We start from the raw sequence: 17,749 nt of genomic DNA, 5'->3' as shown, positions 1-17,749 counted from the left end.
TCATGTCGGCACACCCTCCCTTGCGACCGGCTGCGGTGCCGGAGCGGACGCGCGCCCCGCCACCTGCATCAACAATGCAAACGCCGCGCCCCAGGCCAGCGCGAGGACCATCCACGTCAGTGTTGCCGGCCCGGTCACGGCCACCGCATCGAATCCACGCGCCGCGCCCAGGTACGCCAACGGGCCACCGATGGCACCGAACGCGAACGCGGCCCGCGGCCGGTGCCGCAACCATGCCAGCGCGTGCATGGGCAGCATCGCGAACGCCGCCCACAACGCGAGGATCCATGCCGGCGCGAAATCCGTCGCCGGCCATGGCGCGGCGTAGTCCAGCCAACCGGCTGCGGCCAGCCCGCCGTCGACCACGCAGCCCAGCACGAGCGCGACAGCCAGCAGCCGGAGGTCGATCGCCCGCGTCGTCGACATCCGCAGCTGCCACGCGCAGTACAGCAGCGCGGCGACGACCGCGGGCCAGGCCACTCCACGCCCCGCACCGGCCACCGCGCACAGCCACACTGCCTGGTTGCCCAGCACGTTGCCGACGAGACCGGCGCGCGTGTCGTTGTTCATGCCTCCACTCCCATCGCCGGCAACGGCGGAAGCAGCGACGGCCGCCGGTTGCCGGGCTTGGCCAGCAGCAGGTGGGCAACGCCGATGGAGCGCTCGCGGAAGCCGCCTTCGCAGTACGCCAGGTAGAACAGCCACATCCGGATGAAGCGCTCGTCGAATCCCTGCGCGCGAACCTCCGGGAGCCGTGCCATGAAGCGGTTCCGCCACGCCTGCAGCGTCAGGGCGTACGAGCCGCCGAAATCCTCCAGGTGCGTCAGCGCCAGGTCGCTGGCGCGGGTCTTGGCCGTCAGCATCGCGTGGATCGACGGGATGAAACTGCCGGGGAAAACGTAGCGCTTGATGAAGTCGACCGACGCCAGCGCCTGGTCGTAGCGATGGTCCTCGATGGTGATGGCCTGCACCAGCGCCAGGCCGTCGGGCTCGAGCAGATCGCCCAGCTTGCCGAAATACGTGTCCAGGTAATCGGCGCCGATCGCCTCGATCATCTCGATCGACACCAGCTTGTCGTAGCGGCCGGTCAGGTCGCGGTAGTCCTCCAACAGCAGCGTGACGCGGTCCTGCAGACCGGCTTCGGCCACGCGTTGCGACGCCAGCGCGTGCTGCTCGCGCGAGATCGTGGTGGTGGTGACGTGGCAGCCGTACTGGCGCGCGGCATGCAGCGCGAACCCGCCCCAGCCGGTGCCGATCTCCACCACGCGATCGCCGGGCTTGAGGTCGAGTTTGTGGCAGATGCGGTCGAGCTTGCGGGTCGATGCCGCCTCCAGCGTGTCGCCTGCGCCGGTGTCGGCATCCCCGGCCCACACCGCCGACGAGTACATGAGGTCGGGCGACAGGAACAGCGAGAACAGCTCGTTGCCCAGGTCGTAGTGCGCGGCGATGTTGCGCCGGCTGCCGTCGCGGGTGTTGCGCCGCAGCCGGTGCCAGGCGCGCATCGCCCAGCCGCCCAGTCGCGCCGGCCCGGACTCCATGCCGTCGAGCAGGTCGCGGTTGCGCACCAGCAGGCGCACCAGGCGCACCAGCCCGTCGCCCGCCGCGCCCCCGCCGTCATCGCACTGCCACCACCCCTGGATGAAGGCTTCGCCCGCGCCGACACTGCCGTTGGCGGCCACCGCGCGGTAGAAGCGCAGGTCGCGGACGTGGATGCGCACCTGCAGCGCGCCGTCGTCGGCCTCGCCCAGCACCGCCTCGCCCAGCGGGTCGACCAGCGTCAACCGGCCGCCGCGCAAGGCATCCATCTTCGACAGCAGCTGCCCGCGCAGCCACCGGTCCAGCGCCCCCGGCGCGGCGATGGAGGGTGCGGCATCGTCACGGACACGTTCGTTCATCGGGACTCCCGGAGTTTCGGATGGTCATGCACGGGGTTGCCTTTCATCCAAAGGCGCAGCGCGTGCCAGTGGATGGCGCCCACGACCTGCAGCGTCATCAGCGGAAAGCCCCACAGCACGCGTGCCAGTCCCGCCCTGTCGAGCGGACGCCGCTGCAGCGCCAAGGTGGCGTCGAATTCGTCGCGCCCGTCCGCGATCACGTCCATGTGGACGTGCAGGTCATCACCGGGAAGGGTGAAGCGCCACGCGTAGTCGCGAGCCATCGGCATGAAGGGCGAGACGTGGAACGCCTTGGGGAAGCGCCATTCCAGCGCGCGCCCGCGCGGCGTGGCGTCCTCGACCGGCAGCACGTAGGCGTGGCGCTCCTTCCACGGCGTGTTGGTGATCTCCGCGACGATGCAGTCCAGGCGGATGCCGTCGGCGTTGAAGCAGTAGTAGAAGCTGACCGGGTTGAAGACGTGGCCGAAGTAGCGCAGGTGCGCCAGCAAGCGCACGGGCCCGGCCGGACGCCGGCCGATCGCGTCCTGGACGCGCTGGCGCACCGCCTCGTCCAGCGGCAGCTCCGGCGGCCCCAGGTAGTCGCTGCGGCGGAACTCGCCCAGGTTGCGGCGCCCGACCGACCACAGCCGGTGGCGATCGAACAGCGTGTCCAGCTCGGCCAGGTCGATGTACAGCTGCGCCATGCCGTAGGTGAAGGCGTGCGCGTGCGGCGCGCGCCGGCGATGCCGTACCCGTCCTTCGTAGACGGCGCTGGCAACGGGCGCCGTCATGCAGCCACCGGCTCGGGCGCAACGCGCGCGGCTGGATCGGCAGGCGCGGCACCGTCCCACACCACGCCCAGTGCGCGCGCCACTTCGACCGCGCTGCGCATGCCGTCCTCATGGAAGCCCCAGCCCCAGTACGCGCCGGCGAACCACGTGCGGCGGTGCCCCTGGATCTCCGCCTTGCGCGCCTGCGCGGCGACCGATGCGTGCGAGTACAGCGGGTGGTGGTACTCCATGCGCCGCAGCACGCGGGTCGGGTCGATGGCATCGGTGCGATTGAGCGTGACCACCAGCGGCTCGGGCGCGTCGATGCTTTGCAGCAGGTTCATGCAGTAGCTGACGGTGCAGGCATCGCTGCCCTTGCGCGGCAGCAGCGCGTTCCATGCGGCCCACGCCTTGCGGTTGCGCGGCAGCAGGCGTGCATCGGTATGCAGCACGGTGTCGTTGGCCTGGTAGCGCATCGCACCCAGGATGTCGCGTTCGCGCGGGTCGGCATCGGCCAGCAGGTGCAGTGCCTGGTCGCTGTGGCAGGCCAGCACGGCGTGGTCGAAGCGCTCGCGGCCGATGATCGACTCGACCTCCACCCCGTCGGCATCACGGCGCAGGGCGTGCACCGGGCAGGCGATGCGCTCGTGCACGCGCCACGTGGTACGCATCGCCTCGATGTAGCTCGAGGAACCACCGCTCACCACGCGCCATTGCGGCCGTCCCGATACCTGCAGCATCTGGTGGTTCGCCATGAACTGCACCAGGTAGCGCGCCGGAAACGACAGGATGTCGTCGCTCGAGGACGACCACAGCGCCGAGGCCATGGGCACCAGGTGCTCGTCGCGGAAGGCCGCGCCGTAGCGGTGCTCGCGCAGGTAGTCGCCGAGGCCGGGGCCCGGGCCATCGCCCTTCAGAAGCGCGGGTGCATCGCGGTAGAACCGGCGCAGGTCCAGCAGCATCCCCCAGAACCGCGGGGACACCAGGTTGCGCCGCTGGCAGAACAGGCCGTCCAGGTCGGTGGCGTTGTACTCCAGCCCGCTCGCCTCGTTGCGCACCGAGAAGCTCATGGTGGTGGGCTGCGAGGCCACTCCGAGTTCGGCGAACAGCCGATTGAGCAGCGGGTAGTGCGCCGGGTTGAACACGATGAAGCCCGTGTCCACCCGGTACCCGCGTCCATGCAGCTCAACGTCATGAGTGTGCGTGTGACCGCCCAGCCGCGGCTCGGCCTCGAACAGGGTGACGTCGTGCTGGCGCGACAGCAGCCACGCCGATGCCAGGCCGGCGATACCGCTGCCGATGACTGCGATGCGCATCGCTCAGGCCCTCGCCTTGGCCAGTACCCACTCCGGGATCGGCTTGAGGTCGCGCACCAGGCCGACGGCCGCCAACGCGCGCAGGCCGTACCAGGTCAGGTCGATCTCCCACCAGCGGAAGCCCTGCCGCGCCGTGCCCGGGAAAAAGTGGTGGTTGTTGTGCCAACCCTCGCCGAAGGTGATCAGCGCCAGCCACAGGTTGTTGCGGCTGTCGTCCCGGGTGTCGAACCGGCGCGAGCCGTAGACATGCGACAGCGAGTTGATGGTGACCGTGGCGTGGAACAGCACCACGGTCGACACGAAGAAGCCCCAGACCAGCATCTGCCCGCCGCTGGTGCCCAGTTGCGGCGCCGTGGACTCCAGCAGTGCGCCCAGCCCGTAAAGCGCGCCCGCCAGCAGCACCGGCACCAGCGTGTCGTAGCGGTCCAGCCAGCGCAGCTCGGGGTAGGCGGCAAGGTCCGGGATGCGCTCCCAGTGCGTGCGGAAGCCGCGCGGCGTCAGGAACCACAACACGTGGCTGCGCCAGAAGCCATGCACCGTCGGCGAATGGGGATCGAGTTCGGTTTCGGTGTGACGGTGGTGGTTGCGGTGGTGGGCGGCCCACCACAGCGGTCCGCGCTGCACGCTGGACGCGCCGATCAGTGCGAACACGAACTGCATCGCGCGCGAGGTGCGGAAGGTCCGGTGCGAGAAGTAGCGATGGTAGAAGCCGGTCAGCGCGAACATCCGCACCGCGTACAGCGCCACCGCCACGGCGACGGCGACCGGTGACACGCCGACCCAGAACACCGCCAGGCACGCCAGGTGCAGACCGATGAAGGGCACGGCGCGCAACCAATCGACACGGTCGGCATCCGGACCGTCATCGACTTCGCCGCTGGTATCGAACCAGGCGCGGATGCGCGCAAGCACGCCGGTCGGCGGCGTGACCGGCGCGGCGGGCGGCGTGTACGCCACGAATCCAGCGCCGGAGGACGTTTCGGCGTCGGCGTCTGTCGCGGGGTTCGGCGGGGCTGCAGGCAAGTCCATGCCTGCACATACGGACCGGCCGTTCATCCGGATGCAGGCCGATGCCTGCATCCGGTGACTTCGGCGCTGCACGAGGGCAGCGCGTACCTCAGATCGTCTGGATGCTGCCCTGCGCGACCACCGGGCCGCTCGGCGTGGCATGCGGCATGCCGGCCTCCGGCTCCAGCGTGATTGCCAGCGTCGAACCGACCGCCAGGTGCGCGCGCATCGCGTCGGGCACGTCCACCGTGTGCGCCCGTTCGTTGGACACGAAGCCCAGCGACAGCGGCGCGCCGCCTTCGGGGATCAGCCACAGCTCACCGACGCGGCCGCCAGGATCGGCAGGCGACGGCACCGGCGTCATCGTGACGGCGCCTGCGCCGGCGTCGACCGCAGCCAGCCAGCCGGTCTGGCCGTCGTCGCGCGCGAGCACGACCACGGGCTTTGGCTGCTCGGTCGGCGGTTCGACCGGCTCCGGCGCGACCACGACGGGCGGCGCGACCGGGGCGGGTTCCGGCATCGGGCGCAACACGGCGACGACCGCCAGCACGGCGGCGGTCGCCAGGGCGGCGGCCGTAGCCCCACGCCAGAACGACACGCGCTGCGTCAGCGGCGCGCGGGCACCTTCCACGGCCAGCCAGCCCAGACGGGTGCGCAGGCGTGGCCACAGGTGCGCGGGCACCGGCACCGGTGCGATCTCGGCGATCAACGCGGCGAACCGCTGCTCCCACGCGGTGACGAGGTCGGCAAACGCGGGCTCGGCTGCGATCCGCGCCTCGCTGCGGCGGCGCTCGTCGGCCGGCTGTACGCCCAGCACGTACTCGGCCGCCTGCAGGTCGTCGCCCGGCGGGTCCTGGTCGAACTGTTCGAAATCGCGCTCGTGCATGTTCATTGCTCCAGGCACGCGCGCAGCTGCATCAGGCCGCGCCGGATCCAGCTCTTGACCGAACCGATCGGCGAGCCGATGCGGCGCGCCAGCTCTTCATAGGTGGCGCCTTCGAAGAACGCAGTGCGGATCAGCGAGCGGCGGCGCGCTTCGAGCTGCTCCATGCAGTGCCCCAAGCGCGCGTTCTCGACGGCGGCCTCGGCCTCCGACACCGGCGAGGCGGTCGGGTCGGCCACGGTTTCGGCCAGCTCGATGGGGGCGGTGCGGGCGGCGGCGGGCGTGGCGCGCAGGCGGTCGATGGCCTTGTTGCGGGCGATCATGGCCAGCCAGGTGATCGGGCTGGCGCGGCTGGCATCGAACTGGCCGGCCTTGCGCCAGACGGTGGCGTAGACCTCCTGCAACACGTCCTCGGCCTCGTCGCGGTCCGGCAGCACCCGCAGGCACACGCCGAACAGCTTGGCCGAGGTCGCGGTGTAGACCCGCTCGAACGCGCCGCGGTCGCCGCCGGCAACGGCGGCCAGCGCCTGCGCCAGGTCCGCGGTGGTGGTGCCCTGCACTGCCTGAGTCTCGCCCATTCCCGTCCTGGCCCCGGTTCCATTGCTGATCGCCGGCGAGTGTAGCCAAGACCGGCGCGCCGCGGTGGCCCGATGCGTCGCGCGGCGGGGCGTGCGCGCCGGCAGGCCCGCTGGCAACTCGATGCACAGGTACGACACGCGCGAATCCTTCACCTGGAGGTCAAGCCAGATACGCCCGGGCCCGATGCCCGGATTCAGGCGGCGGCCCGGAAGGTCGCCGCCGGTATGGAGCGCTTGAAGCGACGTGGTATCGGGGCTAACGTCGCTGCACCCACCGACCGGGCGACGCCTCTGCGTGTCGCCCGTTTACTTTTTTGGCCTTTGGAGTCATGCCATGCCTGCCGCCCCGTTGCCGTCCCTCGTGGTTTCGCGCCTGGATTTCGACCGGATCGAAGCACTGCTGGAGGCCCCCCTGCCCGCCGGCGTGGACACCACCGGGCTGCAGGCCGAGCTGGACCGCGCCGAGGTCCGCGAACCGGCCGACATGCCGCCGGACGTGATCACGATGAACTCCACGGCCCGCTTCAAGGACGAGGCCGATGGCACCGAGCATGAGATGACGCTGGTCTACCCGCGCGAGGCGGACGGCAGCGCCGGGCGTGTCTCGATACTGGCCCCGGTGGGCAGTGCGCTGCTGGGCCTGCGCATCGGCGACACCATCGAATGGCCGCTCCCCAGCGGCCGCAACGTACGACTGCGCGCGCTCTCGATCGCCTACCAGCCTGAAGCCGCCGGCGACCTGCACCGCTGAGCCCCCGCCCCCGTCGCTAGAATCACGCGGCAACCGACCGGAATTCCCCCGCATCCCATGACCGACCCCGTACGCCCGGCCTTCCACGGCTTCGAGACCATCCCGCTGCGCGAGTACGCCGAGCGCGCCTACCTCGATTACTCGATGTACGTGGTGCTCGACCGCGCCCTGCCCTTCATCGGCGACGGCCTCAAGCCCGTGCAGCGCCGCATCATCTACGCGATGAGCGAACTGGGGCTCAACGCCACGGCCAAGCCCAAGAAGTCCGCGCGCACGATCGGTGATGTGATCGGCAAGTTCCACCCGCATGGCGACAGCGCGTGCTACGAGGCGATGGTGCTGATGGCGCAGCCGTTCTCGTACCGCTACCCGCTGGTGGAAGGCCAAGGCAACTTCGGCTCGTCGGACGACCCCAAGTCGTTCGCGGCGATGCGCTACACCGAGTCGCGCCTGACGCCGATCGCCGAGGTGCTGCTGGGCGAGCTGGCGCACGGCACCGTCGATTGGGACCCCAACTTCGACGGCACGCTGGAAGAACCCTCGTGGATGCCGGCGCGGCTGCCCCACCTGCTGCTCAACGGCACCACCGGCATTGCCGTGGGCATGGCGACCGACGTGCCGCCGCACAACCTCAACGAGGTCGTCAGCGCCTGCGTGCGCCTGCTCGACGATCCGGACGCCACCACGCGCGACCTGTGCGAGCACGTGCTGGGCCCGGACTACCCGACCGCGGCGGAGATCATCACCCCGCGCGCCGACCTGCTGCAGATGTACGAGACCGGCCACGGCAGCGTCCGCGCCCGCGCCATCTACGAGAAGGACGGCACCAACATCGTCGTCACCGCGCTGCCGCACCAGGCCTCGCCCGGCAAGGTGATCGAGCAGATCGCCAGCCAGATGCGGGCCAAGAAGCTGCCGTGGCTGGAGGACATCCGCGACGAGTCCGACCACGCCAACCCCACCCGCATCGTGCTGGTGCCGCGCAGCAACCGTGTCGACATCGACCAGCTGATGGGCCACCTGTTCGCGACCACCGACCTGGAGAAGAGCTACCGGGTCAACTTCAACGTGATCGGGTTGGACGGCCGCCCGCAGGTGAAAGGTCTCAAGGCATTCCTCGCCGAGTGGCTGACCTTCCGCAGCGATACCGTCACCCGCCGCCTCAAGCACCGCCTCGACAAGGTCGAGCGCCGCATGCACCTGCTGGAGGGCCTGCTGGTCGCCTTCCTCAACCTGGACGAGGTGATCCGCATCATCCGCAGCGAGGACGAGCCGCGCCCGGTGCTGCAGGCGCGCTTCAAGCTGTCCGACGATCAGGTCGACTACATCCTCGAGACCCGCCTGCGCCAGCTGGCGCGGCTGGAGGAGATGAAGATCCGTGGTGAGCAGGACGAGCTGGCGAAGGAGCGCGACCGCCTGGTCGCCACGCTCGGCAGCAAGGCCAAGCTCAAGAAGCTGATCAAGGACGAACTGCTGGCGGACGCGAAGAAATTCGGCGACGCCCGCCGCTCGCCGCTGGTCGCGCGCGGCGCGGCGCAGGCGCTGAGCGAGACCGAGCTGGTGCCGAGCGAGCCGATGACGGTGGTGCTCAGCGAGAAGGGCTGGGTGCGCGCGGCCAAAGGCGGCGACGTCGATGCGGCCGGCCTCAGCTACCGCGATGGCGACGCGCTGTTGGCGTTCGCGCGTGCGCGCAGCACGCAGCAGGTGGCGTTCCTGGACTCCACCGGCCGCGCCTACTCGACCCTGGTGCACGGCCTGCCGTCGGCACGCGGCAATGGCGAGCCGCTGACCGGCCGCTTCTCGCCGGCGCCGGGCGCCTCGTTCCAGGCCGTCGCCAGTGGCGAGCCCGATACCCGCTTCGTGCTGGCGAGCAGCCACGGCTACGGCTTCGTCACCCGCTTCGAGAACCTGGTGGGCCGAAACAAGGCCGGCAAGGCGATGCTGTCGCTGACGCCCAACGCCAAGGTCGTCCAGCCCGCCGCCGTCGCCGATGTCGAGGCCGACCGCGTGGTCGTCGCCACCAGCGCCGGCCACCTGCTGGCCTTCCCGGTGGCGGAGCTGCCGGAACTCGACAAGGGCAAGGGCAACAAGCTGATCGACATCCCCAAGGCCAAGCTCGGCACCGAGCGCGTGGTGGCCGTGGCCGTGGTGTCGCCGGGTGCGACGCTGTCGGTGAAGTCGGGTGCGCGCACCATGACCCTGTCGTGGAAGGACCTGGACGCCTACGTCGGCAGCCGCGCGACGCGCGGAGGGCTGTTGCCGAGAGGTTGGCAAAAAGTCGAAGGTTTGGCCGTCGAATGACGGCCTGATCGACGGTCAGGCTTTGAGTCCGTCATTCCCGCCTTCGCGGGAATGACTAGCAGGATCAAAGGAACGCCATGCACCCCGACTTCTGGCTCCAGCGCTGGTCCGAGAACCGCATCGGCTTCCACCAGGACGCGCCTACCCCACTGCTGATGGAGCACTGGCCGGGGCTCGGGCTGCCCGGCGGCACCCGTATCTTCGTTCCGCTGGCCGGAAAGTCGCTGGACATGCTCTGGCTGGCAGCGCAGGGGTACCGGGTGCTTGGCGTGGAGCTGTCGCGCCAGGCGGTCGAGGCGTTTTTCGACGAGCACGGCTCGACGCCCGAACGTCGCGAGTCGCGCCATGGGTTTCACTACACGGCGGGGCCGATCGAACTCATCCAGGGCGATGCATTCGACCTGGACGCGGAGGCGTTGGCGGGTTGCGAAGGCGTGTTCGACCGCGCCGCGCTGATCGCCCTGCCACCCGACCTGCGGCGCCGCTATGTCCATGAGTTGTACGCGCGCCTGCCGTCGGGGTGTCGCGGCCTGCTGGTCACGCTGGAGTACCCGCCGCACGAAAAGGCCGGCCCGCCGTTTCCCGTCGGCGAGGACGAAGTGCGCGACCTGTACGGCCGGGACTGGACGGTCGAGCTGCTCGAACGGCGCGACATCCTGGATTCGCAGCCGGGATTCGTCACGGAAGGCGTGACGTCGCTCGAGACCGTGGCCTACCGCCTGCAGCGCCGCTGAACACCGCATTTGTAGGAGCGGCTTCAGCCGCGATCTCAGGTATGTAGAGCCGGGCACAGCCAGTCGCATCGCCGGTTCAACGAATCGCGGCTGAAGCCGCTCCTACAGAGGTCAGGGCGAGACGCGCATCAATGCGGCGCCTCAACCTTGTCGCCACCACGCATCTTCTTGACGAGGGTGACCACGCCGACGACCACCGCGCCCACGACGACGCCCACCACCGCATTGGCCAGGGCCGAAAGCAGGGTGCCGGCGATGCCCGATGGCACCACGTCTTCCACCCAGTGGGCGAGCACCGGGATCGCGTGCACGAGGATGCCGCCACCCACCAGGAACATGGCCGCGGTGCCGGCGACCGACAGGAACTTCATCAGCCACGGCGCGGTGTAGAGGATGCCGCGGCCCAGCGCGGCAGTCGCGCCTTCCTTTCGTGCCAGGTGCATGCCCGCGTCGTCGAGCTTCACGATGCCTGCGACCAGTCCGTAGACGCCCACGGTCATGCCCAGCGCGATCACCACCAGCACCAACGCCTGCTGGGTAAACGGCTGCGCTTCGACCACGCCCAGCGACAGCACGATGATCTCCGCCGACAGGATGAAGTCGGTGCGGATGGCGCCCTTGATCTTGTCCTTCTCGAACGCGACCAGGTCGACCTGCTCGTCGGCCACCGCCTTGACGAGTTCGTCGTGGTGCCTGGCATCCTCCTCGCGCGAGTGCAGGAAGCGATGCACCAGCTTCTCCGCGCCCTCGTACACCAGGTACGTGCCACCGATCATCATCAGCGGCGTGATGAGCACCGGCAGCCACGCACTGATAGCCAGCGCCGCCGGCACCAGGATGGCCTTGTTCTTGAACGAGCCCTTGGCGACCGCCCAGACCACCGGCAGCTCCCGCGCCGCCTTCACCCCGGTGACCTGCTGCGCGTTGAGCGCCAGGTCGTCGCCCAGCACGCCGGCCGTCTTCTTGGTCGCCAGCTTGGTGAGGATGGCGACGTCGTCCAGCACGCTGGCGATGTCGTCGAGCAGGGTCAACAGGCTGGCACCGGCCATGGGCGTTCCATCAGTCAGCAGGAGTGGGCGCGCATTGTGGCCCAACGGGTGTGCACGGGCGTAGACAGCGCAGTCGCCGGCGATGCGGGCCCCCTTGTAGGAGCGACGCAGGTCGCGACCGGACTCCCCGTGCAGCGCGGGTCGCAACTTACGTCGCTCCTACAGGGACCTTAGTGGCCGAAGGTCGTAGCCCGGGTAAGGCCCAAGGCCGCACCCGGGATGGGACACCGACGCGGTACCCCGGATGCGCTGCGCTTATCCGGGCTACGGTTTAAGCCAGCGCGGCCTGGTGGACGCCTGCCACGGCGCGGCCCGAGGGGTCGGCGGCGTTGGCGAAGGCGGCGTCCCACGCGATTGCCGCCGGCGAGGAGCACGCGATCGACTTGCCGCCGGGCACCGTCTGCGCGCAGGCCTCGCCGGGGAAGCTGCGCTCGAAGATGCGGCGGTAGAAGTACGCCTCCTTCGTCTGCGGCGTATTCACCGGGAACCGGCTGGCCGCGGCGGCGAACTCGCGGTCGCTGACGTGCTCGGCCGCGTGCGCCTTGAGCCCGTCGATCCAGCCGTAGCCAACGCCGTCGCTGAACTGCTCCTTCTGCCGCCACAGGATCGACTCGGGCAGGTAGCCCTCGAACGCCTCGCGCAGCACCGCCTTCTCGATGCGTCGGCGGCCCGCTGCGTCCACGCCGGCCATCTTGGCCTGCGCGTCCATGCGCATCGCCACGTCCAGGAATTCGACGTCCAGGAACGGCACGCGCGGCTCCACCCCCCACGCCATCATCGACTTGTTGGCGCGCAGGCAATCGTAGAAGTGCAGCGCATCGAGCTTGCGCACCAGCTCCTCGTGGAACTCGCGTGCGTTGGGTGCCTTGTGGAAGTACAGGTAGCCACCGAAGATTTCATCGCTGCCCTCGCCCGACAGCACCATCTTCACGCCCATCGCCTTGATGCGCCGCGCCAGCAGGAACATCGGCGTGGACGCGCGGATGGTGGTCACGTCGTAGGTTTCGATGTGGCGGATGACGTCGGGCAGCGCATCGACGCCCTCCTCGAAGGTGTAGGTGAAACCGTGGTGCACCGTGCCCAGTGCCTCGGCGGCGACCTCCGCGGCGGCGAGGTCGGGCGAACCCTCCAGGCCGATGGCGAAGGAATGCAGCCGCGGCCACCATGCCTCGGAGTTGTCGTTGTCCTCGATGCGGCGCCGCGCATAGCGCGCGGCCACGGCCGCGACCAGCGAGGAGTCCAGCCCACCCGACAGCAGCACGCCATACGGCACGTCGCTCATCATCTGCCGGTGCACCGCGCGCTCGAAGGCCTCGCGCAGGTCGGCGGGCGTGACGGTGACGCCCTGCACCGCGTCGTATTCGCGCCAGTCCCGCGTGTACCAGCGGCGCAGCTCGCCCGTCGCGCTGTCGAACACGTGGCCGGGCGGAAACGGCGCGACGTCCCCGCAGGTGCCGACCAGCGCCTTCATCTCCGAGGCCACCCACAGCCGTCCGCTGCCGTCGTGGCCCCAGTACAGCGGTACCACGCCCATGGGGTCGCGCGCGATGAGGTAGCGGCCGCGGGCACGGTCCCACAACGCGAAGGCAAAGATGCCGTTGAGCCGGTCCAGCCAACCGGCCGGTTCGCCGTCGCGGTGCTGCGCGTACAGCGCGTTGATCACCTCGCAGTCCGAACCGGTCTGGAACTCGTACGGCGTCGCCAGCCCCTGCTCCAGCTCGCAATGGTTGTAGATCTCGCCGTTGACCGCCAGCACCAGCGCGCCATCGCTGGAGCGCAGCGGCTGCGACCCGCCGGCCGGGTCGACGATGGCCAGGCGCTCGTGCACCAGGATCGCGCCCTCGTCGGCATGCACGCCGCTCCAGTCCGGGCCGCGGTGGCGCTGGCGTTGCGAGAGTTCCAGCGCGTGCCGGCGCAGGCGCGGCAGGTCGTCGCCGGGTTGCAGGTCGAACAGGCCGAGGATCGAGCACATGGGGCGGGTCCTTGAGTGGTTTGAGGCAGGGGTTGGAGCCGGTGGATGGAGTCGGTGGCGGGACGCTCGACCAACAAAAAGGCCCGCACTTCGCAGTGCAGGCCTGGGAGAGCGATGAGCGTGGAGCGCGTGCTAATCGCCGGCCTGCGGGAGGCGGGCGTTGTTATTGAGGTTGTTGTTGGACGCGGCCTGGCGCGAGCGGCGACGCGCGGCCATCGCGCCGGGGGCGGCGGCGTGGCGGGTGCGGCGGGCACGGGCTGCGGGCATGGCTCGATCCTGTGGCAACGGGGGCCGCGCTTGCAAGCGGGCGGTTGCATGGGTGAACGTGCCGGGCAGCCGTCACCGGCCATGGCACGGCATCACCAAGGGGAGCAGTCGGATGGCACGTTGGATCAGGCGCGGTGCGCTGGCGCTTCTGGGGTTCGTCCTGCTGGCGCTGTTGTCGGGTTGGCTGGCGATGCGCGACAGCCTGCCGCGGCTGGACGGTGAGCAGCCCGTCGCCGGACTTGGCGGCGCCGTCACCGTGCAGCGCGATGCGCTCGGCGTGGTCACCATCGACGCCGGCAACCGTGTCGACGCCATGCGGGCGCTGGGCTGGGTCCACGCGCAGGAGCGCTACTTCGAGATGGACCTGCTGCGCCGGACCGCTGCGGGCGAGCTGGCCGCGTTGTTCGGCCCGCGCGCGACCGACCACGACCGCGGCAAGCGCGTCCATCGGATGCGCGCGCGGGTGGAGTCGCGGCTCGACACCCTGATGGGGCCGCACCGCGCCGAAGGCGAGGCGTATGCCGCCGGGGTCAATGCCGGCCTGGCCAGCCTCGATGCACGGCCGTGGCCGTACCTGCTGCTGCGCCAGGTGCCCGAGCCGTGGCAGCTGTCCGACTCGGCGCTGGTCGGCTATGCGATGTACTTCGACCTGCAGGACGCCGACAACGCGCGCGAACTGGGGTTGCTGCGCATCCGCCCGCACCTGCCGCCGGCGCTCTACACGCTGCTCACCCACGACGGCAGCGAGTGGGATGCCCCCGTACAGGGCGAGGCGCGCGGTCCCGCAAGACTTCCGGGGCCCGGCGAGGTCGACCTGCGCGAACTGGCCTCGCCGGACACCCACCGCGGCGCCACCGCCGAGCCGCCCTTCGCGCGCGGCAGCAACAACTTCGCGGTGTCCGGCGCGCTGACCGAGCACGGCGGCGCGCTGGTCGCCGACGACATGCACCTGGCCCTGCGCGCGCCCAACATCTGGTTCCGCGTGCGCCTGCGCTACCCGGACCCGGCCGCGCCCGGCGGGCGGGTCGACGTCACCGGCTTCAGCCTGCCCGGCCTGCCCGGGGTGGTGGTCGGCAGCAACGGCCATGCCGCATGGGGCTTCACCAACAGCTACGGCGACTGGGCGGACTGGCGGCGCGAACCGGGCTGCGCCGCCAAGTGCCCGGCCGCGCGCACGTACGTCGAGCGCATCGACGTGGCGGGCGGCGAGCCGGTCGAGATGGAGGTGCGCGAAACCGATTGGGGTCCGCTGCTGCATGACACACCCGACGGCGACGCGCTGGCGCTGCGCTGGGCCGCACACCTGCCCGGCTCGCTCAACCTGGGGGTGCTCGACTTCACCCGGGCCGATTCGCTGGATGCACTGTTCGCCGCGGCCGACGCGACCGCCATCCCCGCGCAGAACCTGGTCGCAGGTGACCGCAGCGGCCGCATCGGCTGGCGCTTGCTCGGCCCCATGCCGGCCGGCGCCCGCTGTGATGGCGAGCGGCCGTTCGGTATCGCCGTGGCCGCCCAGGCAGCCCCAGCCACCACCACCACGTGCTCGCCCTGGGCGTTGTCCACCCGCGGCAACCCGGCAGTGCTCGACCCACCGGGCCAACGCCTGTGGACGGCGAACTCACGGGTGGTGGACGGTGGCGACCTCGCGGCGATCGGCGACGGCGGCTACGTCGTGGGCACGCGTGCGTGGATGATCCGCCAGCAATTGCAGGCGGAGACGCATTTCGACGAAGCCGACCTGCTGGCGATCCAGCTTGACGACCGCAGCGTGTTCCTGGAGCGCTGGTGGACGCTGCTGCAGAAACGCGCCGATGCCGAGCGCACGCCCGCCATGCATGCGCTGGCGGCCGCCGACACCACGTGGCCAGAGCGTGCCGCAGGCGACACCGTTGGCTATCGGCTGGTGCGCGCCTGGCGCCTGGCGGTGCACGCGCGCATCTCCGAAGGCCTGCTGGCACCCGCTCGTGCGGCGCTGGGTCCGGACGTACCGATGCCCAACCTGCCGCAGCTCGAAGGTGTTGCGTGGCCGCTGGTCACGCAGCGTCCGGCCCATCTGCTGCCAGCGGCATTCGACAGCTGGGACACGCTGCTGGAGGACGCCGCGGTGGACGTCCGCGATGAACTGGCCGAGCGCGGCCCACTGGCCGAGCGTACGTGGTCCGAACGCAATACCGCTGCCATCTGCCACCCGTTGGCCGCGGCCATCCCGCTGCTGGGCGAGCGTTTGCTGTGCATGCCGCGCGAGCCGCTGGCCGGCGACACCCTGACCCCGCGCGCGCAGTCGCCCAACGCCGGCGCGTCGCAACGGATGGTGGTGGCGCCGGGACACGAGGCTGACGGGATCGCGCACATGCCCGGGGGCCAGAGCGGCCACCCGCTGTCGCCGTTCTGGGGCGCGGGGCACGACGACTGGGTGCACGGGCGGCCGACGCCGTTCCTGCCGGGCGAGGCCGAACACACCCTGCGCCTGGTGCCACCCGAGGCGCGCTGACCCTGTAGGAGCGGCTTCAGCCGCGATCTCCTGTTCCACGAGTCCCTGTAGGAGCGACGTAAGTCGCGATTCGTACTTCGGTCAGTTCCGCGGTCGCGACTTACGTCGCTCCTACATTCGAATCCGAAGTCCTGGATCGCGGCTGGAGCCGCTCCTACAGTCCGTCCGACGGGACGAGCATCTTCTCGATGAGCGAGAGGTAGAGGTCGGGAAGCGCTTGCAGGTCGGAGACGCGAACGTGCTCGTCGACCTGGTGGATGCTGGCGTTGACCGGGCCGATCTCGATGCACTGCGTCCCCAGCGGCGCGATGAAGCGTGCATCCGACGTGCCGCCGCCGGTGCTCTCTTCCGGCGGCTGTCCACGATGCGCCGAGAGCACCTCGCGCGCGGCCTGGCGCAACGCGCCCTCCGGCGTGTGGAAGGGTTCGCCGCTGCGGTGCCAGTGGATCGTGTAGTCGAGCCCGTGCGCACGCAGCACCGCCTCGCACTCGCGCTCCAGCGCGTCGGCGCTCCAGGTCGGGTTGAAGCGCAGGTTGAACTGCACCTCCAGCGTGCCGGGGATGACGTTGTTGGCGCCGGTGCCGGCGGCGATGTTGCTGACCTGCAGGCTGGTCGGCGGGAACGTCTCGTAGCCCTCGTCCCAGCACCGTGCAGTGAGTTCGGCCAGTGCCGGCAACGCCAGGTGCACCGGGTTGCGCGCCTTGTCCGGATAGGCGACGTGGCCCTGCACGCCATTGACCTGCAGCCGCGCCGACAGGCTGCCGCGGCGGCCCACGCGCAGCAGGTCGCCCAGTTCGCTCGTGGAGGAGGGCTCACCGGTGATGCACCAGTCCAGGCGTTCGCCGCGCTCGCGGAACAGCCCGGCAACGCGGCGCACGCCGTCGATCGCATCGCCCTCTTCGTCCGAGGTCAGCAGGATCGCCAGTCGCCCGGCCGGCGTCGGATGCGCGGCGGCAAATCGCTCGGCGGCCACGACGAACGCGGCGACGCTGCCCTTCATGTCGGCCGCGCCACGCCCGTAGAGCACGCCATCGCGGATCTCGGGCACGAACGGATCGCTGGCCCATGCCTCGCGTGGCCCGGGCGGCACCACGTCGGTGTGGCCGAGCAGCAGCAGCGTCGGCGCGGCCGCATCGCCGAACGTCGCGTAGAGGTTGTCGACCTCACCCAGCCGGAGGTGCTCGCAGGCGAAACCTGCGGCTTCCAGCCGCTCGGCCACCAGCGCCTGGCAGCCGGCGTCGTCGGGCGTGACCGACGTGCGGGCGATGAGATCGCGGGTGAGGTCGAGTACGTCGCTCATGGGGCGGTTCCATCGTGTCGTAGCCGTGGCCGTTCCGGCCCGGGTTCCCGGGTGCGCTGCGCTTACCCGGGCTACGGTTTCATGAAGGCGCGCGTCAGCCGACGCCGAAGCGCTTCTTGAAGCCGTTGTCGGAGAAGCCTTGCGTCACCGTGCCGTCGTCGGTCACGACCACGGGCCGGCGGACCAGCTGCGGATACTCCTTCAGCAGCAGCTTCCACTCGGCGTCCGAGCCGGGCGACTTGCGGGTCTCCGGCAGGGTGCGCCACGTAGTCGAGGACTTGTTGATCATCGCGTCCCAGCCGCCCAGCGCATCGCGCCATTCCAGCAACGTCTCCGGCGCCTGGCGCTGGTCGCGGTAGTCCACGAACGCGTGTTCGACGCCGAAGCGGTCCAGCCACTTTCGCGCCTTGCGGCAGGTGTCGCAGTTGGACAGGCCGTAGAGGGTGGTCGCCATG

Annotated in this window: 16 protein-coding genes; 4 read left to right on the top strand and 12 right to left on the bottom strand. The window is 70.4% G+C overall.

Annotated elements, in window-relative coordinates; all coding sequences use genetic code 11:
- The 7 genes from K6753_RS09370 to K6753_RS09340 all read right to left on the bottom strand — a co-directional run bounded on the left by K6753_RS09370 (window position 1) and on the right by K6753_RS09340 (window position 6,429).
- Window positions 1–570, bottom strand: a complete 570-nt coding sequence (locus K6753_RS09370; RefSeq protein WP_223676197.1) for a DUF2878 domain-containing protein — start codon at window positions 568–570, stop codon at window positions 1–3.
- Window positions 567–1,895, bottom strand: coding sequence for an SAM-dependent methyltransferase (locus K6753_RS09365; RefSeq protein ID WP_223676196.1), 1,329 nt, complete (start codon window positions 1,893–1,895; stop codon window positions 567–569). Before K6753_RS09365 ends, K6753_RS09370 begins: the two co-directional genes overlap by 4 nt.
- Window positions 1,892–2,665, bottom strand: coding sequence for a DUF1365 domain-containing protein (locus K6753_RS09360; protein WP_223676195.1), 774 nt, complete (start codon window positions 2,663–2,665; stop codon window positions 1,892–1,894). Before K6753_RS09360 ends, K6753_RS09365 begins: the two co-directional genes overlap by 4 nt.
- Window positions 2,662–3,960, bottom strand: a complete 1,299-nt coding sequence (locus tag K6753_RS09355) for an NAD(P)/FAD-dependent oxidoreductase (RefSeq protein ID WP_223676194.1) — start codon at window positions 3,958–3,960, stop codon at window positions 2,662–2,664. Before K6753_RS09355 ends, K6753_RS09360 begins: the two co-directional genes overlap by 4 nt.
- Window positions 3,961–3,963: 3 nt before the next feature.
- A complete protein-coding gene (locus tag K6753_RS09350) occupies window positions 3,964–4,989 on the bottom strand; it encodes an acyl-CoA desaturase (protein ID WP_255591609.1) in 1,026 nt (341 codons plus the stop codon).
- A gap of 88 nt (window positions 4,990–5,077) precedes the next feature.
- Window positions 5,078–5,854: an anti-sigma factor gene (locus K6753_RS09345; RefSeq protein ID WP_223676193.1), complete on the bottom strand. Its 777-nt coding sequence runs from the start codon at window positions 5,852–5,854 to the stop codon at window positions 5,078–5,080.
- A gap of 2 nt (window positions 5,855–5,856) precedes the next feature.
- The gene (locus K6753_RS09340) at window positions 5,857–6,429 is read right to left on the bottom strand and encodes a sigma-70 family RNA polymerase sigma factor (RefSeq protein WP_223676192.1); all 573 of its coding nucleotides are present in this window, start codon (window positions 6,427–6,429) and stop codon (window positions 5,857–5,859) included.
- 334 nt (window positions 6,430–6,763) lie between these two features.
- Between K6753_RS09340 and rnk the strand changes: the two genes are divergently transcribed.
- The 3 genes from rnk to K6753_RS09325 all read left to right on the top strand — a co-directional run bounded on the left by rnk (window position 6,764) and on the right by K6753_RS09325 (window position 10,215).
- Window positions 6,764–7,180, top strand: coding sequence for a nucleoside diphosphate kinase regulator (gene rnk, locus K6753_RS09335; RefSeq protein WP_223676191.1), 417 nt, complete (start codon window positions 6,764–6,766; stop codon window positions 7,178–7,180).
- 57 nt (window positions 7,181–7,237) lie between these two features.
- The gene (gene parC / locus K6753_RS09330) at window positions 7,238–9,481 is read left to right on the top strand and encodes a DNA topoisomerase IV subunit A (RefSeq protein ID WP_223676190.1); all 2,244 of its coding nucleotides are present in this window, start codon (window positions 7,238–7,240) and stop codon (window positions 9,479–9,481) included.
- 77 nt (window positions 9,482–9,558) lie between these two features.
- The gene (locus K6753_RS09325) at window positions 9,559–10,215 is read left to right on the top strand and encodes a thiopurine S-methyltransferase (RefSeq protein ID WP_223676189.1); all 657 of its coding nucleotides are present in this window, start codon (window positions 9,559–9,561) and stop codon (window positions 10,213–10,215) included.
- A gap of 128 nt (window positions 10,216–10,343) precedes the next feature.
- Here K6753_RS09325 and K6753_RS09320 read toward each other — a convergent pair whose 3' ends face one another.
- The 3 genes from K6753_RS09320 to K6753_RS14690 all read right to left on the bottom strand — a co-directional run bounded on the left by K6753_RS09320 (window position 10,344) and on the right by K6753_RS14690 (window position 13,503).
- Window positions 10,344–11,264 (bottom strand): DUF808 domain-containing protein, encoded by a 921-nt coding sequence (locus K6753_RS09320; protein WP_223676188.1) that lies wholly within the window; start codon window positions 11,262–11,264, stop codon window positions 10,344–10,346.
- A gap of 271 nt (window positions 11,265–11,535) precedes the next feature.
- On the bottom strand, window positions 11,536–13,236 hold the full coding sequence (asnB, locus tag K6753_RS09315) for an asparagine synthase B (protein WP_223676187.1): 1,701 nt from the start codon (window positions 13,234–13,236) through the stop codon (window positions 11,536–11,538).
- A 132-nt stretch (window positions 13,237–13,368) separates the two neighbouring features.
- Window positions 13,369–13,503, bottom strand: coding sequence for a hypothetical protein (locus K6753_RS14690; protein WP_255591608.1), 135 nt, complete (start codon window positions 13,501–13,503; stop codon window positions 13,369–13,371).
- Window positions 13,504–13,615: 112 nt separating this feature from the next.
- Here K6753_RS14690 and K6753_RS09310 point away from each other — a divergent pair, with 112 nt between their 5' ends.
- Window positions 13,616–15,994, top strand: coding sequence for a penicillin acylase family protein (locus tag K6753_RS09310; RefSeq protein ID WP_223676186.1), 2,379 nt, complete (start codon window positions 13,616–13,618; stop codon window positions 15,992–15,994).
- Window positions 15,995–16,148: 154 nt separating this feature from the next.
- On the opposite strand, the gene dapE is transcribed toward K6753_RS09310, so the two are convergent.
- On the bottom strand, window positions 16,149–17,294 hold the full coding sequence (gene dapE / locus K6753_RS09305) for a succinyl-diaminopimelate desuccinylase (protein ID WP_223676185.1): 1,146 nt from the start codon (window positions 17,292–17,294) through the stop codon (window positions 16,149–16,151).
- Window positions 17,295–17,388: 94 nt separating this feature from the next.
- Entirely contained in the window at window positions 17,389–17,748 is a 360-nt protein-coding gene (locus K6753_RS09300; protein WP_223676184.1) for a Spx/MgsR family RNA polymerase-binding regulatory protein, read from the bottom strand.
- Between the last annotated feature and the right edge of the window lies 1 nt (window position 17,749).

Source organism: Novilysobacter selenitireducens (genome assembly GCF_020026895.1).
GTDB classification, from domain to species: Bacteria; Pseudomonadota; Gammaproteobacteria; order Xanthomonadales; family Xanthomonadaceae; genus Lysobacter_C; species Lysobacter_C selenitireducens.
Note: the sequence above shows the minus strand (reverse complement) of the source record. Positions and strands in the feature narration are given on the sequence as shown.